We start from the raw sequence: 21,066 nt of genomic DNA, 5'->3' as shown, positions 1-21,066 counted from the left end.
GTGCGAAACTCCGGACCCCTGGTCTACCTGACGTTGCTGGCGGCGATCGCGCTGTCGGTCTTCCCGCTCTACTGGCTGTTCGTCGTGGCCACCAGGGCCAACGACGTCGTCGGCGACTGGCCGCCGCCGCTCACCCCGGGCGGCAACCTGGGCGAGAACGTCACGCGGCTCTTCGCGGCCGAGGACGCCAATTTCCTGCTGGGGATGGTCAACTCCGCGATCGCCTCCGGCACCGTGACCGTGTCGGTGGTGTTCTTCTGCTCGCTGGCCGGCTTCGCGTTCGCCAAGCTGCGCTTCCGCGGCAGGAACGCGCTGCTGCTCGTCATCCTGGCCACGATGATGATCCCGGTCCAGATGGGCATCATCCCGCTCTACATGATCATGGTGGAGCTCGGCTGGCAGAACCGGCTGCAGGCGATCATCGTGCCGTTCCTGGTCTCGGCGTTCGGCGTCTTCCTGATGCGGCAGTACGCCGAGCGGGCCGTCCCCGACGAGTTGGTCGAGGCGGCGCGGGTGGACGGCTGCTCGACCTTCGGCATCTTCTGGAAGGTCGTGCTGCCGGCCCTGCGTCCGGGCGCCTCCGTGCTGGGGTTGTTCACCTTCATGGGCACCTGGAACGACTTCCTGTGGCCGCTGGCCGTTCTGGAGGCCGACAACCCGACCGTCCAGTTCTCGCTCAGTCAGCTGTCCAGCACTTACTACACGGACTACACGCTCATGTTCTCCGGAACGCTGATCGCCACGCTGCCGCTGCTGGCCGTGTTCCTCGTATTCGGCCGCCAGATCATCGGCGGCATCATGGAAGGAGCCGTCAAGGCGTGAACACGTTCGATCCTGGCTTTCTCTGGGGGGCCGCCACCGCGAGCTACCAGATCGAGGGGGCGGTCGCCGAGGACGGACGCGAGCCCTCGATCTGGGATGTCTTCTCCGCGCAGCCCGGCAACGTGCGCGAGGGCCACACCGGCGACGTCGCCTGCGACCACTACCACCGCTACCCCGACGACGTCGCCCTCATGGCCGAGCTCGGCCTGCGCGCCTACCGCTTCTCCGTGGCCTGGCCGCGGGTGCAGCCGCTCGGATCCGGGGCCGTCAACCAGCGCGGCCTGGACTTCTACCGGCGTCTCGTGGACGAGCTGCTCGGGCGCGGGATCGAGCCGTGGCCGACGCTGTACCACTGGGACCTGCCCCAGCCGCTGGAGGACGCCGGCGGCTGGCCCGCGCGGGAGACGGCCCTGCGCTTCGCCGACTACGCCGCCGCCGTACACGACGCGCTGGCCGACAGGGTGACGCACTGGACCACGCTCAACGAGCCCTGGTGCTCGGCCTACCTCGGGTACGCCACCGGAGAGCACGCGCCCGGCCGGCGCGAGCCTGCCGCCGCCATCCGTGCCGTGCACCACCTGCTGCTCGGTCACGGCCTGGCCGCGAGCGCCATGAGCGGCTCGCGGGTCGGCATCACGCTGAACCCCACCCAGGTCAGCCCCGCGACCGGTTCGGCCGAAGACCTGGAGGCCGCGCGCCGCATCGACGGCGTGGCCAACCGGATCTTCCTGGACCCGCTGTACCGGGCCGCGTACCCGGCGGACGTCATCGCCGACCTCGCCGCCGTGACCGACTTCGGGCACGTCCGTGACGGCGACCTCAAGACGATCGCCGCGCCGCTGGACTTCCTCGGCGTCAACTACTACACCCCGTCCATCGTCTCCGGCGACGGTCCCGCCGACCCGCCGGACAGGCCGACCCCGCACGTCGGATCGGAGACGGTGCGGTTCGTGGACGGCGGGCGGCCGCGGACCGCCATCGGATGGGAGATCGACGAGAGCGGGCTGTCCGACCTGCTCCTGCGGCTCACCCGCGACTACCCCGTGACCGCCCTCTACGTCACCGAGAACGGCGCGGCCTACGACGACGAAGTACACGACGCCGACCGGATCGCCTACTTCGACGGCCACCTGCGCGCCTGCCATCACGCCGTCACGCAGGGAGTGCCGCTGCGCGGCTATTTCGCCTGGTCCCTGCTGGACAACTTCGAGTGGGCACACGGGTACTGCCAGCGCTTCGGCCTGGTCCACGTCGACTTCGCCACGCAGCGCCGTACCCCCAAGGACAGCGCGCGCTGGTACGCCGAGGTGATCAGGCGCGGTGGGCTGTGAGGCCCACGATCGAGCAGGTGGCCGCACACGCGGGGGTCGGCCGGAGCACGGTCTCCCGCGTGGTCAACGGCTCCTCCAAGGTGGGCTCGAAAACCAGGCTCGCCGTGCAGAAGGCCATCGAGGAGTTGCGCTACACCCCCAACCGGGCCGCGCGTTCGCTGGTCACCCGGCGCACCGACACGGTCGCGCTGGTCATCTCCGAGTCTCCCGAGCGGGTGTTCAGCGACCCGTTCTTCGCGGGAGCGGTACGCGGCATCGCGGCGCAGCTCACGACGTCCGGCAAGCAGTTGCTGATCACCATGGCCCGGTCGGGCAGCGAGCGGCCGGCCTTGGAGGCCTATCTCGGGGGCGGCCACGTGGACGGGGTCCTGCTGCTCTCGCTGCATCACGAGGATCCACTCCCTGCCCGCCTGGGGGAGCTCGGCGTCCCGGCGGTGGTGGGTGGCAGGCCGCTCGATCCCGCTCTCGCCGCCCATGTCGTGGACGTGGACAACCAGGCCGGAGCGTACCTGGCGGTACGGCACCTGATCGAGCGGGGGCGGCACCGGATCGCGACCATCACGGGGCCCATGGACATGCTCGTCAGCGTCCACCGGCTGGGAGGCTATCGCGACGGCCTGATCGCCTCCGGGCTCGAGGAGAGTTCCGATCTCGTGGCGGGCGGGGACTTCAGCGAGCAGAGCGGCGCCGAAGCCACGCGGGAGCTGCTGGCCCGCAGGCCCGACCTTGACGCGGTGTTCGCCGCCTCCGACCTGATGGCCCTGGGCTCGCTGCGGGTGTTGCGCGAGGCAGGCCGCGCCGATGTGGCCGTCGTGGGCTTCGACGACTCGCCGTTCGCCGAGCAGGCCGGGCTCACCTCGGTCCATCAGCCGGTCGAGGACATGGGGCGGGAGATGGTCCGCCTGCTGCTCATGCTGATCGACGGCGGGACGCCGAGCCGATCCGTCCTCGTCCTCACCCCACACCTCGCGATAAGGGATACTTCATGAAATTTCGCCATCTAGGGCGCAGTGGGCTCATGGTCAGCGAGATCGCCTACGGCAACTGGCTGACCGAGGACACCGTCGAACCTTGCGTGCACGCCGCCCTCGACGCCGGGATCACCACGTTCGACACCGCCGACGCCTATGCCGAGACCCGCGCCGAGGAGGCGCTCGGCCAGGCGCTGCGGGGCGTCCGCCGCGATTCGGTGGAGATCCTCACCAAGATCTACTGGCCCACCGGCACCGGCCCCAACGACCGCGGACTGTCCCGCAAGCACATCATGCGCTCGATCGACGGCTCCCTGCGCCGCCTCGGCACCGACTACGTGGATCTCTACCAGGCGCACCGCTACGACTACGCCACCCCTCTGGAGGAGACCCTGCGGGCCTTCGACGACCTGGTGCGAAGCGGCAAGGTCCTGTACGTCGGCGTCTCCGACTGGACGGCGGAGCAGATCGCCGACGCGCTGCGGATCGCCGACGACCTGGGCCTGGACCGGATCGTGTCCAACCAGCCGCAGTACAACCTGCTCCGCAGGGTCATCGAACCGGAGATCCTCCCGCTGTGCGCCAAGGAGGGTGTCGGCCAGCTCGTCTACCAGCCGATGGCTCAGGGTGTGCTGGCCGGGCGCTACTCCCCCGGCCAGGCGCCGCCCGCCGAGGCGCGCAGGGAGTTCGTGGGCCGCCTGCTCACCGACGACGTCCTGACGCGGGTGGAGCGGCTCCGCCCGATCGCGGCGGACCTCGGGCTGACCATGGCGCAACTGGCGATCGCCTGGGTGCTGCGCGGCCCCGGGGTCTCGGCCGCGATCGTCGGCGGCTCGCGGCCCGAGCAGGTGCGCGACAGTGCGGCGGCGTCCGGGGTGCCCCTCGCGGACGACGTGCTCGGTACGATCGACCAGATCGTGGACGACGTGGTGGAACGTGTGGCCGACGGGCCGTTCAGCCCGCTCACCAGGCCCTGATCGAAATTGGGAGCGCTCACAGACTGGAAGCCTGGTACGCTCCGCATGACCAGCAGGTACACACTTGGGAGCGCTCCTAAAAATGATGGATCGGCAGCCGACGCTGGACGAGGTGGCCAGGCGGGCGGGAGTGTCCAGGGGCACGGTGTCCCGGGTGATCAACAACGCCCCGCATGTCAGCCGGGCCGCTCGGCAGGCCGTGGAACGAGCCATCAAGGATTTGGGCTACGTGCCCAACGTCGCCGCCCGCTCGCTGGCCACCCAGCGCAGTGGCGCGGTCGTGCTGGCGGTCTCCAGCGACGACCAGGCCCTGTTCACCAACCCCTTCTTCGCCGAGGTCATCGTCGGGGTGAACGCCGTCCTGGAGGAAACCGACCTTGAGCTGCTGCTGATCCTGGCCGCCTCCGAGCGCGGCCGCAACCGGCTGGCCCGTGTCCTGCAGTCACGCAGGGCCGACGGTGTCATGCTGCTGGCCCTGCGGGAGAACGACCCCCTGGCGAAGGTGGCCGCCGGGGGCGGCGTCCCCGTGGTCTACGGCGGACGCTCCCTCGGCGGGTCCAACGACTGGTACGTGGACGCCGACAACCGCGACGGCGCTCGCCAGGCGGCCGAATACCTGATCTCCACCGGCCGCACCCGGATCGCGACCATCACCGGGTCGCTCGACATGCACGTCGGCGTCTCCCGCTACCTGGGCTTCCGCGACGCGCTCGCGCTGGCCGGACTCGGAGACGAGCGGGTCGCGCACGGCGACTTCACCGAGGCGAGCGGCGCCGCTGCCATGGCTCACCTCCTGAAAGAGCACCCGGATCTCGACGCCGTGCTGATCGCCTCCGACGAGATGGCCGCGGGCGCGCTCGGCGTGCTGAAGGAGCACGGCCGGGCCGTGCCCGATGAGATCGCGGTCGTGGGGTTCGACGACGTGGTGACCGCCCGGCACACCCATCCCGCCCTGACCACGGTGCGCCAGCCCATCAAGGCCCTCGGCCGCGAGATGACCCGCATGCTGCTCGCCCTGATCCGCGGCGAGGAGCCCACCCCGCTCATCCTCCCCACCGAGCTGGTCATCCGCGAATCCGCTTGAACGCCTATCGCGACACGGCATGCGACCGCCCGAACATCCTTACCGGGCCGCACGTCCATGCCGAACTGGAATCATCCACGCACTGAAAGGACCGGTACGTGCTCAGGAAGTTACTCGGGGTCGCCGTCGCGGCCGCCATCGCGATCTCCACCGCCCCCGCGGTCGCATACGGTGACACACCGGACCCCGAGGAGGAGACCGCCATCGAAGACCCCGCGGTTTCCGAACTGGAGGACATCCGGCAGACGGCGACCGAGGAAGGCATCACGCTCGAGGAAGCCACAGCCCTCTATGGCTGGCAGGACGACTTCGCCGCGGCAGCCAACCAGGCGAGGGACTCCTACCCGGACACGTACGCCGGAGCGGTGATCGCCGAGGACGGCCGAAGCGCGTGGATCGCGTTCAAGGGCGAGGCTCCGGCGGCAATGGCCGACCTGACCAGGACCGTGCCCGTCCCTGTGCGGGTCATCGGCGGCCGCGCCTACTCCGAGGAGGAGCTGAGGCAGACGCTCAAGACCACTCACTACGGCATCCTCGACCGGCCCGACGTCGCCACCAGCGCGGGCGAGTACGACATCGAGACGGGTGTCGTGACCATCGAGACCCAGCCGAAAGAGCCGCTCACCGACCCGGCGGCCAAGGAGCGTTTCCGAGCTCGGTTGCAGCCCGTGCAGGCCGCGAACTCCGCCGTCAAGGTCGAGGTGAAGGTCGTCGACCAGCTGGAACTCGTACCCGAGGCGTACATCCGCGGCGGCGGATACCTGGACGACGACGACAAGATCTGCACCACGGCGTTCACCGTCAAACAGGGCAGCGTACGCGGGGTCGCCACGGCCGCCCACTGCGCCGGCAGCTCCACGGTGCAATACCTCAACCACGGCACGTCCAGCTTCAACACCATCACCCGTCAGCGTCGCCACGAGGGCGGCCACGGTGACATGGCCTGGTACTCCCGCGGCAGTTACACCGCGGCGCGGACGTTCTACTGGAACCACGGCAAGACCCGGTACGTCGACGACACCCGCTGGTCCGTGCAGGGCCTGGCCGTCTCCAACTTCGGCCGGAGCACCGGCTACAAGGGCAGCCCGAAGGTGTACCGGATCAACATATGCGTGGACCGTCTGTGCGACATGGTCGCCATGGACAAGCACTACACCAAGGGCGGCGACAGCGGCGGCCCGTGGTTCCGCGGTAACACGGCCTACGGCATCCACATGGGCTGGACGCGCATCGGCGGGAAGAAGCGGTCCGTGTACAGCGAGGTGAGGTATCTGCCGCAAGCGCTGGACATCTCCGTGTTCGAGCGCTGAGCGGACTCGGGCGGTGGGCGCCCCGCCGCCCGAGGACACGATCCCCTGGGGACACGATCCTTCGCCGAGCCTCACCGCGGGCACGATGGCATGGCCGGCCCTCGCCATCTGTCTCCGAACCGCCTCGGCAGCGGGCTGCACCGGTTCATCACTGCGGTGTAGTGCTCAGCGGTCAGTGCGGCGACCGAATGCCGCAGGCCGCTTGGTTTCGCCGCTCATGGTGGATGCCGGATGCCGCATTGCGTCATCGTGCCGACCGTTCTGCCGTCGTGCGAGTCGTGCGCGAGGTCGATGGTGATGTCGAGGCCGCCGCCGGTGCGGGCGGTAACTGCGATGCGTCCTCGGTGGGCGAGGGTGATCGCGTGGACGATCGACAGTCCCAGCCCCAGGCCGTCGGTGCGGACGCGGGTACCTTGCCCGTGCACGAACGGTTCCAGCAGCGTCTGCGCCTCGCCGGGCGGGATCTTCCGGCCGGTGTTGGAGATCCGCAGAAACGGCGCGTCCGCCTGCCGCGCCGGTGTCGACGCTCAGGTGCCCGCCCGTCTGGTTCTAGCGGATTGCGTTGTCGACCAGGCTGCCGATCACCGCCTGGCGCGCCTACCAGCAGCTCGTCAAGCGCCATCCGGCGACCTCCCGGTCCTGGGGACTGGGAGGTGCCATGTGCCAGGGATGGCCGCTGCCCGTGCAGCAGCCCACGCTGAAGCGGGACGGCGGGTCACTGGTGCTGTGAAGTACTTCGAGACGGGCCGGATCGACAAAGGCTGCAAGGGCAGCGGAACCCCGGCCTGACCATCGATGCACGCCCCGGTTGCCGGCGGCGATTCTCCTTCCCTTGACGAAAGGCTGACCCATGATCCGCAGGTCTCGATCGCCACTGGGCTCGCTGACGGAGGGATCGCTGTGCGTCCCGTCGGTTCCCGGCGCCCCCTCAGCGGACAAACCCCTTTGTGTGTCCCCCAGGGATTCAAACCCTGAATCCCCGCCTCCTGGGTCGTGCGTGCGCTCGGGGGGAGTCGAACCCCCACGCTCCTTGCGGAGCACTGGATCCTGGGTCCAGCGCGTCTACCGAAGTTCCGCCACAAGCGCTTGAACCGGCCTTGCCGGTTGGGCCCCGGGCTTGGCTGGCGTGGGCCGGCCCGGGGCGGGGGCCGGGTCCGGCCGGGGGGCGCCAATCCCGCCGGTCAGGCCGTGGCCCGCGGCCCTCTTCTTTCAGGGCCGCTGTCCGAGTGGCAGGATTCGAACCTGCGGTTCTCCTGCTCCCAAGGCAGGCGGGCTGACCAAACTGCCCCACACTCGGTCGTCAACAAATAAGCCGCCCCGGTGCACTCCGAGACGGCTTTCCGATAATCGGCTCGGTTATCCGGAAAGCCCTTGCCACAGTCGGGGGTAGCTCATTTCGCTGCCTTTCTTTCGTGCGGCTGGACAATGTCCACGGTAAAGGAATGATCGGCGGCGGTGCCACACATTTATTTCTGCGCGCGCGATTCCGGGGTCTCCACGCGGAAGTGGGGCAGGGACTCGGGGTAGTTGTCCCTGACGTGGTTGACCAGGAACTCGCGTACGTCGCACTTGAGGTCCCACGAGGACGGCGAGTCCGCGGCGCTCATCAGGGCGCGCAGTTCCACCAGGCCGTTCGGCAGCACGTCGGTGACCTGGAGCGTCCAGTCCTTCTGGTCCCACAGCGGGTTGCCCTGCAGGAACTCGTACAGCGCCTCCCGGAGTTTGGGCACCGGCACCGACCAGTCCACGCGCAGGAACACGACGGCGAGGACGCGGCTGCCGTGCCGGGTCCAGTTCTCGAACGGGTTCTGGGTGAAGTACGACACCGGCAGGACCAGGCGGCGCTCGTCCCACAGGCGCACGACGACGTAGGTGAGCGTCAGCTCCTCGATCCGGCCCCATTCGTTCTCCACGACGACCACGTCGTCGAGCCGGAGCGCGTCGCTGAAGGCCAGTTGGAGGCCGGCGAGGGCGTTGCCGATGGTGGGCTGGGCGGCGATGCCGACGATGGCGCCGGCGATGCCCGCCGAGGCCAGGATGCCCGCGCCGAGCGCGCGGACCTGCGGGAACGAGAAGAGCATCGCGCCGATCGCGATCACGATGATGACCGCGGCGGCGATGCGGCGGACCAGCCCGATCTGCGTCATGATCCGCCGCGCCCGGCGGTTGCGCTCCCCTTCGACCAGCACCAACCGGTCGAGCACCACGTCCGTCAGCGCGTACGTGGCCTGCACGATCAGCCAGGTGACGGCGGCGATGGTGGCCAGGCCGAGCACCCGGTTGACGCTCGCGGCGACGGCCTTCGCGTCCGCGCTCGTGCCGAACATGTCCGGCGCGAATGCCAGGTTGAAGGCCGCCACGACCGCCACGGTGAAGGCGGACCACGTGCAGTGCTCCACCAGGTGCCGGGGGAACGCCCATTTGCGTCCGGCCCTGTTCAGCACCCTCCGGACCAGCTCAACCAGGAGGATCGAGCCGATCACCGAGATTACGAGAATCGGCCAGCCTGCTGGAGACTGCACGCCTATGCCCCCAATGTCTAGAAAGTCTCGTCAAAGGTCACATTGCCCTCAACTGCCACTTGATACGCAGAGACACGCCGTTCGAAGAAGTTGGCCAGCTCCTGCACGTCCTGCAGCTCCATGAACGCGAAGGGGTTGGCCGAGCCGTACCTCGTGGGCAGGCCCAGCCTGGCCAGCCGCTGGTCGGCGACGTATTCCAGGTATTGGCGCATCTGTGCGACCCCCATGCCGGGCATGCCGTCCCCGCAGAGGTCCTCGGCGAAGGCCAGCTCGGCGGCCACGGCCTCCTCCACCATGAGAGTAACCTGTTTGCCCAGGTCATCGTCGAAAAGGTCGGGCTCCTCGGCCCGCACGGTCTCCACCACGCTGAAGGCGAACTCCATGTGCATGGACTCGTCGCGGAAGACCCAGTTCGTCCCGGTGGCCAGGCCGCCGAGCAGGCCCCGGGAGCGGAACCAGTAGACGTACGCGAAGGCCCCGTAGAAGAACAGGCCCTCGATGCAGGCGGCGAAGCAGATGAGGTTGAGCAGGAAGCGCCGGCGGTCGTCCCGCGTCTCAAGGCGCTGCAGCTCGTTGATCGAGTCGATCCACTTGAAGCAGAATTCCGCCTTGTCGCGGATCGAGGGGATGTGGTCGATCGCGGCGAAGGCCTTCACCCTTTCGGCGGGATCCGGCAGGTACGTGTCCAGCAGTGTCAGATAGAACTGGACGTGCACGGCCTCCTCGAACAGCTGCCTGCTGAGATAAAGGCGCGCCTCAGGGGCGTTGACGTGCTGGTAGAGGTTGAGCACGAGGTTGTTGGCCACGATGGAGTCGCCGGTGGCGAAGAACGCGACCAGCCGGTTGATCAGGTGCCGCTCCTGCGGCGTCATCCTGGCCAGGTCGGCGAGGTCGGTGTGGAGGTCCACCTCCTCGACGGTCCACGTGTTGCGAATGGCCGCGCGGTAGCGCTCGTAGAAGTCCGGGTAGCGCATGGGCCGCAGCGTGAGGTCCATACCTGGGTCGAGCAGCACAACAGTCTCCTTACTGGCAGGCTTCGCAGGTCTCGGGGTTCTCAAGGGAGCAGGCGATCGCTTCTGCAGAGGCCGCCGGTGCCGACTGGACGGTGGTCTGGGAGATGCGGGTGGCGGGCCGGGAGCGCAGGTAGTACGTGGTCTTCAGGCCCCGCTTCCAGGCGTAGGCGTACATCGACGAGAGCTTGCCGATCGTCGGGCTGGCCATGAAGAGGTTCAGGGACTGGGACTGGTCGATGTACGGCTGGCGCGCGGCGGCCAGGTCGATCAGCGCCTTCTGCGGCAGCTCCCAGGCGGTGCGGTAGAGCACCTTGAGGTCGTCGGGGATGCCGGGGACCGTCTGGACCGAGCCGTCGGCCCTCTTGAGGTCGTCCCGCAGCTGCTGCGTCCACAGCCCGCGCGCCTGCAGATCGGCCACCAGATACCGGTTGACCTGCAGGAACTCGCCCGACAGCGTCTCGCGCTTGAACACGTTGGACACCTGCGGCTCGATGCACTCGTAGCAGCCGGCGATGGAGGCGATCGTGGCGGTGGGCGCGATGGCGATCATGAGCGAGTTGCGCAGGCCGGTGCGGGCGACCTTCTCCCGCACGGCGTCCCAGCGCCGCGTGCTCGTGACGTAGTGGTCCGGGTGCAGCACTCCCCCGGCCGCCCGCGTCTCGGCGTACGACGGGTGCCGGCCGCGCTCGGCCGCCAGGTCGGCCGAGGTGTCGTACGCGGCCAGCGCGATCTCCTCGGCGATCCTGGTGGACAGCTCCAGCGCCTCGGGCGAGTCGAACGGCAGCCGCAGCGTGAAGAACACGTCGGCCAGGCCCATGACGCCGAGCCCGATGGGCCGCCAGCGCTTGTTCGCCGCCTCGGCCTCGGGCGTCGGGTAGAAGCCCAGGTCGATGGTCCGGTCCAGGAAGCGCACGGCCGTTCGCACGGTGCCGCGCAGCCGGTCCCAGTCCAGGTCACCGGCCAGGTCACCGGCCAGGTCACCGGCCAGGAGGTGGGCGGCCAGGTTGATCGAGCCGAGGTTGCAGACCGCGGTCTCGGCGTCGCTGGTGACCTCCAGGATCTCGGTGCACAGGTTCGACAGGTGGATGACGTTCCCGGGGCGGCCGGTCTGGTTGGAGGTGCGGTTGGCGGCGTCCTTGAAGGTCATCCAGCCGTTCCCGGTCTGGGCGAGCGTGCGCATCATCCGGCCGTACAGGGTCCTGGCCGGGATCTGCCGGACATGTCGCCCGGCGGCCTCGTACGCGCGGTACGCCCGCGTGAACGCGTCACCGTACAGGTCGGTGAGGTCGGGCACCTCCTTCGGGTCGAACAGCGACCAGACCTCGTCCGCCTCCACCCGGCGCATGAACTCGTCGGGCACCCAGTTCGCCAGGTTCAGGTTGTGGGTGCGGCGGGCGTCCTCGCCGGTGTTGTCGCGCAGCTCCAGGAACTCCTCGATGTCGGCGTGCCAGGTCTCCAGGTAGACGCAGGCCGCGCCCTTGCGCCGCCCTCCCTGGTTGACGGCCGCGACGGACGAGTCGAGCGTGCGCAGCCACGGGACGATGCCGTTGGAGTGGCCGTTGGTGCCCCGGATCAGGGAGCCGCGCGAGCGCACCCGGGTCCAGGCGATGCCGATGCCTCCGGCGTACTTCGACAGCCGCGCCACCTGCCCGTACCGGTCGTAGATCGCCTCCAGCTCGTCGCGCGGCGAGTCGAGCAGGAAGCACGACGACAGCTGCGGGCGGCGCGCGCCCGAGTTGAACAGCGTGGGCGAGCTGGGCAGGTACGACAGCGTGGACATGAGCGCGTAGAGCTCGGCGGCCTCCGCCACCGACTCCGACAGCCCGCAGGCCACGCGGAGGAAGAAGTGCTGCGGGCGCTCCAGCACCGCCCGCGTCTCGGGGTGGCGCAGCAGGTAACGGTCATAGACGGTGCGCAACCCGAAATACTCGAACCGGTCGTCCGCCTCCACGGAGACCAGCGCGTCCAGCTCGGCGGCGTGCGCGGCGACGAACTCCGCCAGCCCGTCCTGGATCAGCCCGGCCGCGTGGGTGGCGGCGATGGACTCGGAGAACGTCCGCACCCCGTGCGCGGCGGCCTCGTCGGCGATCTCCTCGGCCAGGAGCCGGGCGGCGACCCGGGAGTTGGCCGGGTCGGTGATGACCCGGGCGGCGGCCTCCTCGATGGCCAGGCGGCGATCGACCTCGATGATCTGCGTCACGTGCTCTCTCCTCGCGAGCTCGTCCCCCGTGAGGGCGCGCGAGAGCACGGCGGCACGGATCATCCCCCGGCCGTTTCGCTCCCCGGCCCTCCCGCGAGGCCATGGTCACTTCGTGCCGGGCGGGCGGCCCGGGCACACCGCTGGCAGGTCTTCGGGCTCGCGGGCGCGCGCATCGCTCCTACTGGCCGTCGCTTCCCAGATCACTCCAGTGCACCTGACGGCGGTCGTTCCCGCTCACCGCTGCGGGGCAGCCCCGGAATCACACCGGGTTCCCTTTTGCTCCGCCTCCGGAGAGGCGAACCAGCGACGACCAGGATCCTACATCTAGTGGCCGTTCCCGCAACTACCCCAGCATGTTGTGGCCTTGGTGGTGCCGAGCAGACCGAGATCCCGCAGGACGGCGCGGGTGCGCTCGACCTCGGAGCCCAGCCACTGCTTGAAGTCGGCGCCGCTGAGCGGGATCGAGATCCAGCCCGCGGACCGGCAGGCCGCCTCCCAGTCGGCCGTGCCGGTCACGTCCTCGCACATGCGGATGGCCGATTCGCGGCTCTCGTCCGTCATGCGCTCGGGCCCGAAGGCCGCCGCCCAGTCCACGAAGTCGACCCGTACGCCGGACTCCAGCAGCGTCGGCGCGTCGAGACCGGGCACCTGCCTGGCCGAGGACACCGCGAGCGCCTTGACCTGGCCGGCCTTGATGCTCGCGCGCCAGTCGGCCAGCGGGCCCACGGCCGCCGCGGCCTTGCCGGACAGCAGCGCGGTGACGGCCTCCTGGCTGCTGGGGTAGCCGGTGTAGTCGAGCTGGCGGGTGTCGGCGCCGAGCCCCCTGGCGATCAGGCCGAACAGCAGGTGGTCGGGCTCCCCCTGGGGCCCGCCCGCCAGCTGCGTCTGGCCCGGACTGGCGAGCAGGTGGGCGCCGAACGCCTCGAAGTCCCCGAACGGCGAGTGGACGGGCACGACCACGACCTCGACCTCGCCGGTGAGCCTGCACAGGGGGGTCGCGGTGTCGAGGAGGGTCTGGCCGTTGTTCAGCTCGGCGGCGGCCAGCGCGGGCAGCCCGCTCACCATGATCCTGGTGCCCGCGCCGGTCTCGTATCCGGCCGTCCGGGCCGCGCCGGCGAACGCCTGCCCGACGCGCTCCCAGCGGCGCCCCTGAGGGCCGATCGAGTATCGGGCGCGCAGGCCCGCCGCGCTCCCGGTGAAGCGCTCCGTCCCGCAGCCGGCCGCGCACGCGGCCAGGCCCAGCCCCCATGCGAAGAACCGCCGACGGCGCATGTGCCTCTCCCCCGAGCATCGCGAGTCATCGCTCACTCTAAGTTATCGACACAATACGCAGAGATACACATATCTCTCATAGTGGCTTTTTGCCGACCCCGGCCATCAGGGACGACGGCAGCGACCAGTCCCCCACCAGCTTGGGCCGGTCGGGACGCCAGTCGACGGCCTGTACCAGGCCCGGCGGCTCCAGCGGGAAGTCGCCGAAGAAGGCGCGGATCTCGGCGGGCGTGCGGTCGGTGCCGCCGCTCGGATCGTCCGAGGAGGCGCCCCGGTAGCGCTGCCCGTCCTCCAGGCGGCCCATCGAGGTGGCGTGGCTGATCACCAGGTAGCTGCCCGGCGCCAGCCGCTCGCGCAGGGCCGCCAGAACCTGCTGCGGCCGCGCCGAATCCGGCAGGAAGTGCAGGATCGACACGAGCAGCACCCCGACCGGCCGGCGCAGGTCCAGGAACCCGCCTGCCCCCGCCAGCACCGCGTCGGGATCCAGGAGGTCCGCCTCGACGAGCGCGGCCCTGCCCGAGTGTCCGAGCAGGGCCGTGGCATGTGCTGCGACGACCGGATCGCGATCGACGTAGACGACCCGGGCCTCGGGCGCCACCTCGTGCGCGCTGCCCTGGGTCGGCAGCCCGCTGCCGAGGTCGAGGAACTGCCGTACCCCGGCGGCGGCCACGTAGCGCACGGCACGCTGGAGGAAGGCCCGGTTTGCGCGGGCCAGCGGGACCGCCTCCGGGATCAGCTCGGCGAGCTGCTCGATGGCCTGGCGGTCGACCGCGAAGTTGTCCTTCCCGCCGAGCATGTAATCGTACATGCGTGCGAGATTGGGCCTCTCAGCGTCGAACTGCCGCACGTATCGAATTTATGTCGTCCGCAGCAAGATAACGAGGTTTGAGGCCAAATTAGCCTGTTTATTCAACCGTGACGCTCTTGGCGAGATTGCGAGGCTTGTCCACATCCCGGCCGAGCGCCACCGCGGCATAGTACGCGAGCAGCTGAAGCGGGATCGTGAGCAGGATCGGGTCCAGCTCGATCTCGTTCTTGGGGATCACGATCACGTCGTCGGCCAGCTTGACGTCGGGCTCGCGGTGACCGACCATGAGCACCTGCCCGCCGCGCGCGCGGATCTCGCCCAGCGTGGTGAGGTTCTTGTCGAGCAGCTCGTCGTCGGGGACGATGGCGACCGTCGGCATGTCGGGGCCGATCAGCGCGAGCGGCCCGTGCTTGAGCTCGCTGGCCGGGTACGCCTCGGCGTGCACGTACGAGATCTCCTTGAGCTTCTGCGCGCCTTCCCTGGCCACCGGGTAGCCGCGCACGCGGCCCACGAACATCATGCTCGGGTGCTTGGCGTACTTCTGCGCCAGCTCGGCGATCTTGTCGCTCTGGGTGAGGATCTCCTCGATCTGCCCCGGCAGCCTGCGCAGGCCGTCGACGATGCGCCGCCCGTCGGCGGGCGACAGGTCGCGCACCCGGCCCAGGTGCAGCGCGAGCAGCGCGAACGCCAGCGACGTCGAGGTGAACGCCTTGGTCGAGGCCACCGAGACCTCGGGACCCGCGTGCAGGTAGATGCCGCCGTCCACCTCGCGGGCGATGGCGCTGCCGACCGCGTTGACGATGCCGATGACGCGGCCGCCCTTGCGCTTGAGCTCCTGCACCGCGGCGAGCGTGTCGTACGTCTCGCCCGACTGGCTGATGGCGACGTAGAGCGTGTCGGGGTCGACGACCGGGTTGCGGTAGCGGAACTCGCTGGCGGGCTCGGCGTCGGACGGGATGCGGGCCAGCTCCTCGATGAGCTGCGCCCCGATCTGTCCCGAGTAGTACGCGGACCCGCAGCCGATGATCTTCACCCGGCGGAAGCCCCGCGTCTCGCGGGCGTCCATGTTGAGCCCGCCCAGGTGGGCCACGTGGAAGCGCTCGTCGAGCCGGCCGCTCATCGTACGGGTGATCGTCTCGGGCTGCTCGGAGATCTCCTTGAGCAGGTAGTGCTCGTAGCCGCCGGTGTCGTAGTGGCCGGCGTCCCAGTCGACGGTCAGCGGCTCCTTGGCGGTCTCGCGGGCGTCGCTGGCGAAGGTGTGGAAGCCGTCGGCCTTGAGCACGGCCAGCTCGCCGTCCTCCAGGTGCACGACCTGGCGCGTGTAGCGGACGAGCGCGGCCACGTCGGACGCGGCGAACATCTCCTTCTCGCCGATGCCCAGCACGATCGGGCTGCCGTTGCGCGCCACGACCACCTCGCCGGGGCGTTCGCGGTCGATGACCGCGATGCCGTACGTGCCGACGATGCTCTTGAGCGTCTTCCTGACCGCCTCCTCCAGGGAGTCGTTCTCGTCGGCGGCGCGCGCGATCAGGTGCGCGAGCACCTCGGTGTCCGTCTCGGAGGCGAACACCACGCCGTCGGCCTCCAGCTTCGCGCGCAGCTCGCCGGCGTTCTCGATGATGCCGTTGTGCACGACCGCGATGCGCTCGTCGGAGGAAAGGTGGGGATGGGCGTTCTCGTCACTCGGCACGCCGTGCGTGGCCCAGCGGGTGTGCCCGATGCCCAGGGTGCCCTTGAACCTGGCCGGCACGACCTTGGCCAGGTCCGCCACGCGGCCCTTGACCTTGCGTAGCTTGAGCCCCCGGTTGGACACCACGACCCCGGCCGAGTCGTACCCCCGGTACTCCAGACGCTGCAGGCCCTCCAGCAGGATGGGCGCCGCGTCCCGTGGGCCGACATAGGCCACGATTCCGCACATCGAGGTCTCCTCTTCATCCGTAGACGATCCTGCGCAGCTGCCGCAGGGACAGCTCCGGTGCCGCGACCCGCCGACCGCGTAATTCGGCGGCGATCCTGGGGAAGATCTCGTCGTTGGTGTGGCCGACCGTTTTCAGCTCGGCGTGCCGGCGGCGGACGTACTCCTCGACGGACTCGGAGAAGTACGACAGCACGTCGGCGATCACCTTCGCCGCCTCACCCGGGCCCAGCGGGCTCGTCTCGGTGAGGTGGACGATGAGGTCTTCGTAGGGATGTCGTGCCGGGGACACAGACGAGGACATTACGCATCTGGAACGAGACACTTCAACATCCTGCCCGAAATCGGGCAGGAATTAACTCGAACGCCTGTCTAGAGCAGGCTGCCGCGGCCCCAGCCCTTGCCGAAGCGCCACCAGGCGAAGGCTCCGGCGACGAGACCGAGCCCGACGAGGACGGCCGCGGGACGGACCGTGCCCGCGACGTCACCCCTGACGGCGGCCTGGAGCATGGTGGTCGCCCAATATCCGGGCGAGATCGGCGCGATGGCCTGCGCCCAGGCGGGCATCATCGCGTACGGCACCAGCGCACCGCCCAGCGCGCTGACCGACAGCGCGGCGATGTTGCAGAGCGTGCTCAGCTCCCCCTGGCTGCGCACCACCCCGGCCAGGGCCGTGCCGACGCCGAGCAGCGCGAAGCACCACGCCGCCACGGCCAGGCCCAGGGCCGGCGGCCACGCCGTCCCGGCCGGCCGCAGCCCCACCGCGATCATCCCGTACGCGAGCAGCACGACCTGCTGCAGGACCAGCACGGCGAACACCGGCAGGGCCTTGCCGATCATGATCTCCGGGACGCGGGCCCTGGTGGTCCTGAGGCGGTCCCAGGTGTGCCAGGCGCGTTCGGCGAGGCCGGCCGTGGCCACGTCGGCCATCGACAGCACCGAGAACATGACCAGCAGTCCCGTCACGATCTGGGCGGGCTCGCGCAGCATCGACTTGAAGACGAGCATGAGGACCATGGGCATGACCAGGTAGCTGACCAGGTGAGCCGGGTCGCGCCGGCGCAGGAGCACGTTGTGCGCGGTCAGGACGGCGATGCGGTGCAACGTCTCACGCGGCATCCGCGGGCTCCTTGCGAAGATCCTTGTAGAGGTCGTCGAGCGACGGCTGGCGGATGTCGACGCCGCGCACCGGGCGGTCGAGGTCGCGCAGCAGGTCGGCCAGGGTGGCGGTGGGGTCGGTGGTCGAGACCGTGATCTCGTCGTCGTCCAGGGTGACCCGGACCTCACCCGGCAGCCCCTTGAGCAGCTCGGCGCCCGTGCCCCTGGCGATCACCCGCCCGCTCCGCGCGACGGCGATCGTGGCCTTCAGCTCGGTGAGCTCGGGGAGGTAGTGCGTGCAGTAGACGACCGCCGCGCCGCCGTCCGCCCTGCGGCGCACCGCTGCCAGGAGGGCGCCGCGGGTCTCGGGGTCGGCACCCGCCGTGGGCTCGTCGAGCAGGAGCACGTCCGGGTCCGGCAGGAGGGCGGTGGCCGCCTGCGCGCGGCGCTGCTGGCCGCCGGAGAGCACGCTCACCCGCCGGTCGAGCACCCCGGTCAGCGCCAGCTCCTCCGCCACGGCTTCGACGGCCCCGGCCAGGGCGCGCCGCCGCAGCCCGGCCAGCCCGCCGAACAGCCGCAACGTCTCCCGTACGGTGACGCTGGGGTAGAGGGCGAGCTGCTGGGGCGCCATCCCCACCTCGCCCCGCACCACGACACGCCCGGCGTCCGGGCGTGCCAACCCCGCGGCGATCTCGAAGAACGTCGTCTTGCCCGCGCCGTTGTGGCCGACCAGCCCGACGATCTCGCCCGGCTCCACCCGCAGGTCGAAGCCGTCCAGCGCGGCGACGTCGCCGTACCGCTTGACCAGCCCGGCCGCCTCCACCAACCCACCCATGCGCCCCCCTTCCCTCAGTCTACGATGTAGACTGCTCTACACTGTAGACTGACGTGGTGCGGAAGCTCAAGACCTCCCGGCAGCCGGAAATCCTCGACGCGGCCCTCGCCATCGCCGACGAGCGCGGCCTCGAAGCCCTGTCCATGCGGGCCGTCGCCGAGCGGGTCGGGGTAACACCCATGGCCTTGTACGGATATTTCCGGAACAAGGATGAGCTGCTCGACGGCCTCGTCGGCCGCCTGCTCGACCGGCTCGCGCCCGGCGATCCCGGGCAGACCTGGCAGGAGCGCCTGGGCGCGGTCGCCTGGGCCACCCGGCGACTGGCCCGCGAGCACCCGTCGGTCTTCCCGCTCCTGCTGCTGCGCACCTCGGCGACGCCCGACGGGGTCCAGGTGGTCGACCAGCTCTACCAGGCGCTGCTCGACGCGGGCGTGCCGGAGGCCGACGTCCCCCGGATCGAGCGGCTGGTGAGCACGTTCGTGATGGGGTTCGCGCTCTCCGAGGTGAGCGGGCGCTTCTCCGACGCCTCCCGGGAGATCAGGCTCAGCCGCGGTGCCGACGCGCCCGCCCACCGCCGATTGGCCAGGCATCTGACGCCCGATGACTGGGATGCCGAGTTCGCAGCCGATCTGGCGGATCTCATGCGTATCATCCGACCCGTCTGACCCATCCCTTTCTGGGAAAGGTTACGGTGAGTAGTCGTATCGTGACCTTCCTGGGGGAGATGTCATGCGCCTCTGGCTCGCCGCCGCCCTGACCGCCGGCACGTTCACCGCGCCCGCGGACATGCCCGCATCCGGCTCTGCCCCAGGTCACCCGCCCGGCCTCTTCTCGTGGGGCCCGCCCGGACACCGGACCGGCGCCCTCCCTCCCACGAACCCTTCCGGGCGGCAGGCCGAGTTCGCCGCGGCCGCCCGGGAGTTCGGGGTGCCGGAGAGCGTGCTGCTCGGCGTCTCGTACCTGGAGTCCCGCTGGGACGCGAACGGCGGGTCGCCGAGCACGGCGGGCGGCTACGGGCCGATGCACCTGGTGGACGCGTTCCCCGCCGACACACTCAGCCCCTTGAGCGCTGCCGCCCCATCGACCGGGGGTGGGCACGCGTGGCCGATCGGTGACGCGCTGGGCGACGCCCGGGGGGACGACTCCCGCCCGCTGCCCCGTACGTTCGCCGAAGCCCCGCCCGCCTCGGCGCTGAGCGCGGCGCTGCCGCCCGCCACGCTGCCCGAGGCCGGGCGCCTCATCGGCGCGGACCTCGCCCGGCTGCGCTCCGATCCGGCCGCCAACATCAGGGGCGGCGCCGCCCTCCTGGCCTCGTACCAGGACCGCCCGAGCGGCAACCCGGCCGACTGGTACGCGGCCGTCGCCCGCTACTCGGGCGCGGAGGACGCGGCCGCGGCACGTGAGTTCGCCGACGAGGTGTTCTCGGTGATGCGGGAGGGGGCGCGGCGGCGTACCGACGACGGCCACCTGGTACGCCTCGTACCCGTGCCCAACCTCCCCCACCCCGTCGCCGCCACCGCCAAGGTCCCCGCAACCGCCAAGGACTCCGCCGCCGCGCCGCCCGTGGTCAACGAGCAGACCGGCAACGACCCACCGCCCCCGTACGACGACCAGTACGACACCTTCTTCGGGGAGGAAGCCGGGACGGACGATCAGACCGACCCGGACGGGAACTGGACAGAGCCCGGAAATGTGGAGAAGACCGGAAGCGGCGGGCAGGTGGAGTGCCCCAGCTCACTCTCCTGCGAATGGATACCCGCCGCCCACGAGCGCTTCGGCAGGAAGAAGAACCGGGACTACGGCAACCACGACCGCCTGAGCCGGTCCCGTTCCGTCGACTACATCGTCATTCACGACACGGAGGGCTCCTACCAGGGCATCCCGTCCTTGATCCGCAACCCGAGGTACGTGAGCTGGCACTACACGATCCGCTCCCGTGACGGACATGTCGCCCAGCACGTGGCGACCAACGACATCGCCTGGCACGCGGGCAACTGGGACGTCAACACCCGTTCGATAGGGATCGAGCACGAGGGCTACCTGGCCAAGGGCACCTGGTACACGGAGGCGATGTACCGTTCGTCGGCCAAGCTGGTCAGATACCTGACCGGCAAGTACCGCATCCCGCTCAACCGGGCCCACATCCTCGGCCACGACAACGTCCCCGGCACCACCCCGAAGATGGTCGCGGGCATGCACGAGGACCCCGGACCGTACTGGGACTGGTCCCACTACTTCGACCTGCTGGGCAAGCCGCTCAAGGGGGTGCAGAGCGGTAACTCCATCATGATCCGCCCCTCGTACGACACCAACCGGCCCCGCTTCACCGGCTGCGTCGCCGTCAAGCCGGACAAGGCGTGCCCGGAGCACGGCGCCGCCACGGTCTGGCTGCACCAGGAGCCGCGCGAGTCGTCCCCTCTGGTCAACGACCCGGGCAAGCATCCGGGCAAGCCCAGCACGTACAGCGTGTACGACCACAGCGCCCGCGCCTCCACCGGCCAGCGCTTCGCGGTGGCGGACCGGCAGGACGACTGGACGGCCATCTGGTACCTCGGCCAGAAGGCCTGGTTCCACAACCCGCCCTCCGACCCCACCGCCGTCCCCGCCAGGGGCCCGCTGGTGACTCCTCTCAGGCCGAGGACCAGGGTGTACGGCCGCGCGTTCCCCGAGCAGTCCGCCTACAAGCTGGCGTCGTACCAGCCGCTGGCCCCGCTCCAGTACAAGATCGGCCCCGGCCAGACGTACACGGTGGGCGACACGATCACCGGCTCCTACTACGCCGCGGGCGCCTTCAGCCCGGCCAAACACGTCACCACAACCGGACAAACCCGCTACTACCAGATCCAGCTCGGTCACCGGGTGATGTTCGTCATGGCCAAGGACGTGCGCCTGATCAGCTGAATTTCAC

At 70.0% G+C, this 21,066-nt stretch carries 19 protein-coding genes, 2 tRNA genes and 1 riboswitch; of the genes, 9 read left to right on the top strand and 12 right to left on the bottom strand.

The genetic code is table 11. The features are described from left to right. From ABZX61_RS16295 to ABZX61_RS16270, 6 genes are all read left to right on the top strand, one after another. Nucleotides 1–822, top strand: a complete 822-nt coding sequence (locus tag ABZX61_RS16295; protein ID WP_355195127.1) for a carbohydrate ABC transporter permease — start codon at nt 1–3, stop codon at nt 820–822. After that, entirely contained in the window at nt 819–2,153 is a 1,335-nt protein-coding gene (locus ABZX61_RS16290) for a GH1 family beta-glucosidase (RefSeq protein WP_355195125.1), read from the top strand. The genes ABZX61_RS16295 and ABZX61_RS16290 overlap by 4 nt, the downstream gene beginning before the upstream one ends. Next, nucleotides 2,150–3,142 carry a LacI family DNA-binding transcriptional regulator gene (locus ABZX61_RS16285; protein WP_350722030.1) on the top strand — a complete coding sequence of 331 codons (993 nt, stop codon included), beginning with the start codon at nt 2,150–2,152 and terminating at the stop codon, nt 3,140–3,142. The genes ABZX61_RS16290 and ABZX61_RS16285 overlap by 4 nt, the downstream gene beginning before the upstream one ends. Next, nucleotides 3,139–4,101: an aldo/keto reductase family protein gene (locus tag ABZX61_RS16280; protein WP_350722032.1), complete on the top strand. Its 963-nt coding sequence runs from the start codon at nt 3,139–3,141 to the stop codon at nt 4,099–4,101. The genes ABZX61_RS16285 and ABZX61_RS16280 overlap by 4 nt, the downstream gene beginning before the upstream one ends. An 82-nt stretch (nt 4,102–4,183) precedes the next feature. Beyond that, a complete protein-coding gene (locus ABZX61_RS16275) occupies nt 4,184–5,185 on the top strand; it encodes a LacI family DNA-binding transcriptional regulator (protein ID WP_355195123.1) in 1,002 nt (333 codons plus the stop codon). A gap of 98 nt (nt 5,186–5,283) precedes the next feature. Continuing rightward, nucleotides 5,284–6,495: a hypothetical protein gene (locus ABZX61_RS16270; RefSeq protein ID WP_355195121.1), complete on the top strand. Its 1,212-nt coding sequence runs from the start codon at nt 5,284–5,286 to the stop codon at nt 6,493–6,495. A gap of 215 nt (nt 6,496–6,710) precedes the next feature. Here ABZX61_RS16270 and ABZX61_RS16265 read toward each other — a convergent pair whose 3' ends face one another. Continuing rightward, nucleotides 6,711–6,980, bottom strand: a complete 270-nt coding sequence (locus tag ABZX61_RS16265; RefSeq protein WP_355195194.1) for an ATP-binding protein — start codon at nt 6,978–6,980, stop codon at nt 6,711–6,713. Nucleotides 6,981–7,057: 77 nt separating this feature from the next. On the opposite strand from ABZX61_RS16265, the gene ABZX61_RS16260 reads away from it, so the two are divergent. After that, nucleotides 7,058–7,225 carry a hypothetical protein gene (locus ABZX61_RS16260; protein ID WP_355195119.1) on the top strand — a complete coding sequence of 56 codons (168 nt, stop codon included), beginning with the start codon at nt 7,058–7,060 and terminating at the stop codon, nt 7,223–7,225. Nucleotides 7,226–7,493: 268 nt separating this feature from the next. Here the strand turns inward: ABZX61_RS16260 and ABZX61_RS16255 are convergent. The 11 genes from ABZX61_RS16255 to ABZX61_RS16205 all read right to left on the bottom strand — a co-directional run bounded on the left by ABZX61_RS16255 (nt 7,494) and on the right by ABZX61_RS16205 (nt 18,158). Beyond that, a tRNA-Leu gene (locus tag ABZX61_RS16255) sits at nt 7,494–7,581 on the bottom strand. Nucleotides 7,582–7,716: 135 nt separating this feature from the next. After that, nucleotides 7,717–7,792, bottom strand: a tRNA-Pro gene (locus tag ABZX61_RS16250). Between the two features lie 169 nt (nt 7,793–7,961). Further along, nucleotides 7,962–8,978: a mechanosensitive ion channel domain-containing protein gene (locus tag ABZX61_RS16245; protein ID WP_355195117.1), complete on the bottom strand. Its 1,017-nt coding sequence runs from the start codon at nt 8,976–8,978 to the stop codon at nt 7,962–7,964. A 56-nt stretch (nt 8,979–9,034) separates the two neighbouring features. Then, nucleotides 9,035–10,030: a ribonucleotide-diphosphate reductase subunit beta gene (locus tag ABZX61_RS16240; RefSeq protein ID WP_355195115.1), complete on the bottom strand. Its 996-nt coding sequence runs from the start codon at nt 10,028–10,030 to the stop codon at nt 9,035–9,037. Nucleotides 10,031–10,040: 10 nt separating this feature from the next. After that, complete coding sequence (locus ABZX61_RS16235) at nt 10,041–12,230, bottom strand: ribonucleoside-diphosphate reductase subunit alpha (protein WP_355195113.1); 2,190 nt, start codon at nt 12,228–12,230, stop codon at nt 10,041–10,043. 124 nt (nt 12,231–12,354) lie between these two features. Then, nucleotides 12,355–12,550, bottom strand: a riboswitch (cobalamin riboswitch). Nucleotides 12,551–12,554: 4 nt separating this feature from the next. Beyond that, nucleotides 12,555–13,502: a tripartite tricarboxylate transporter substrate-binding protein gene (locus ABZX61_RS16230; RefSeq protein ID WP_355195111.1), complete on the bottom strand. Its 948-nt coding sequence runs from the start codon at nt 13,500–13,502 to the stop codon at nt 12,555–12,557. 76 nt (nt 13,503–13,578) lie between these two features. Continuing rightward, nucleotides 13,579–14,349, bottom strand: coding sequence for an SAM-dependent methyltransferase (locus ABZX61_RS16225; RefSeq protein ID WP_355195109.1), 771 nt, complete (start codon nt 14,347–14,349; stop codon nt 13,579–13,581). 58 nt (nt 14,350–14,407) lie between these two features. Further along, complete coding sequence (gene glmS / locus ABZX61_RS16220; RefSeq protein WP_350722052.1) at nt 14,408–16,228, bottom strand: glutamine--fructose-6-phosphate transaminase (isomerizing); 1,821 nt, start codon at nt 16,226–16,228, stop codon at nt 14,408–14,410. 13 nt (nt 16,229–16,241) lie between these two features. After that, nucleotides 16,242–16,529, bottom strand: a complete 288-nt coding sequence (locus ABZX61_RS16215) for a hypothetical protein (RefSeq protein ID WP_350722054.1) — start codon at nt 16,527–16,529, stop codon at nt 16,242–16,244. Nucleotides 16,530–16,597: 68 nt separating this feature from the next. After that, nucleotides 16,598–17,344, bottom strand: a complete 747-nt coding sequence (locus tag ABZX61_RS16210) for an ABC transporter permease (protein ID WP_355195106.1) — start codon at nt 17,342–17,344, stop codon at nt 16,598–16,600. Then, nucleotides 17,334–18,158: an ABC transporter ATP-binding protein gene (locus ABZX61_RS16205; protein WP_355195104.1), complete on the bottom strand. Its 825-nt coding sequence runs from the start codon at nt 18,156–18,158 to the stop codon at nt 17,334–17,336. The genes ABZX61_RS16210 and ABZX61_RS16205 overlap by 11 nt, the downstream gene beginning before the upstream one ends. Before the next feature lie 56 nt (nt 18,159–18,214). Between ABZX61_RS16205 and ABZX61_RS16200 the strand changes: the two genes are divergently transcribed. Together ABZX61_RS16200 and ABZX61_RS16195 are read left to right on the top strand one after the other, a co-directional pair. Next, on the top strand, nt 18,215–18,823 hold the full coding sequence (locus tag ABZX61_RS16200) for a TetR/AcrR family transcriptional regulator (protein WP_355195102.1): 609 nt from the start codon (nt 18,215–18,217) through the stop codon (nt 18,821–18,823). 64 nt (nt 18,824–18,887) lie between these two features. Then, nucleotides 18,888–21,059 (top strand): N-acetylmuramoyl-L-alanine amidase, encoded by a 2,172-nt coding sequence (locus tag ABZX61_RS16195; RefSeq protein ID WP_355195100.1) that lies wholly within the window; start codon nt 18,888–18,890, stop codon nt 21,057–21,059. Nucleotides 21,060–21,066: the final 7 nt, after the last annotated feature.

Origin of the sequence: Nonomuraea sp. NPDC003709 (assembly GCF_040610775.1) — a bacterium.
GTDB lineage: Bacteria > Actinomycetota > Actinomycetes > Streptosporangiales > Streptosporangiaceae > Nonomuraea > Nonomuraea angiospora_A.
The sequence above is the reverse complement of the archived record's forward strand: the minus strand, read 5'-3'. Positions and strand labels throughout refer to the sequence as shown.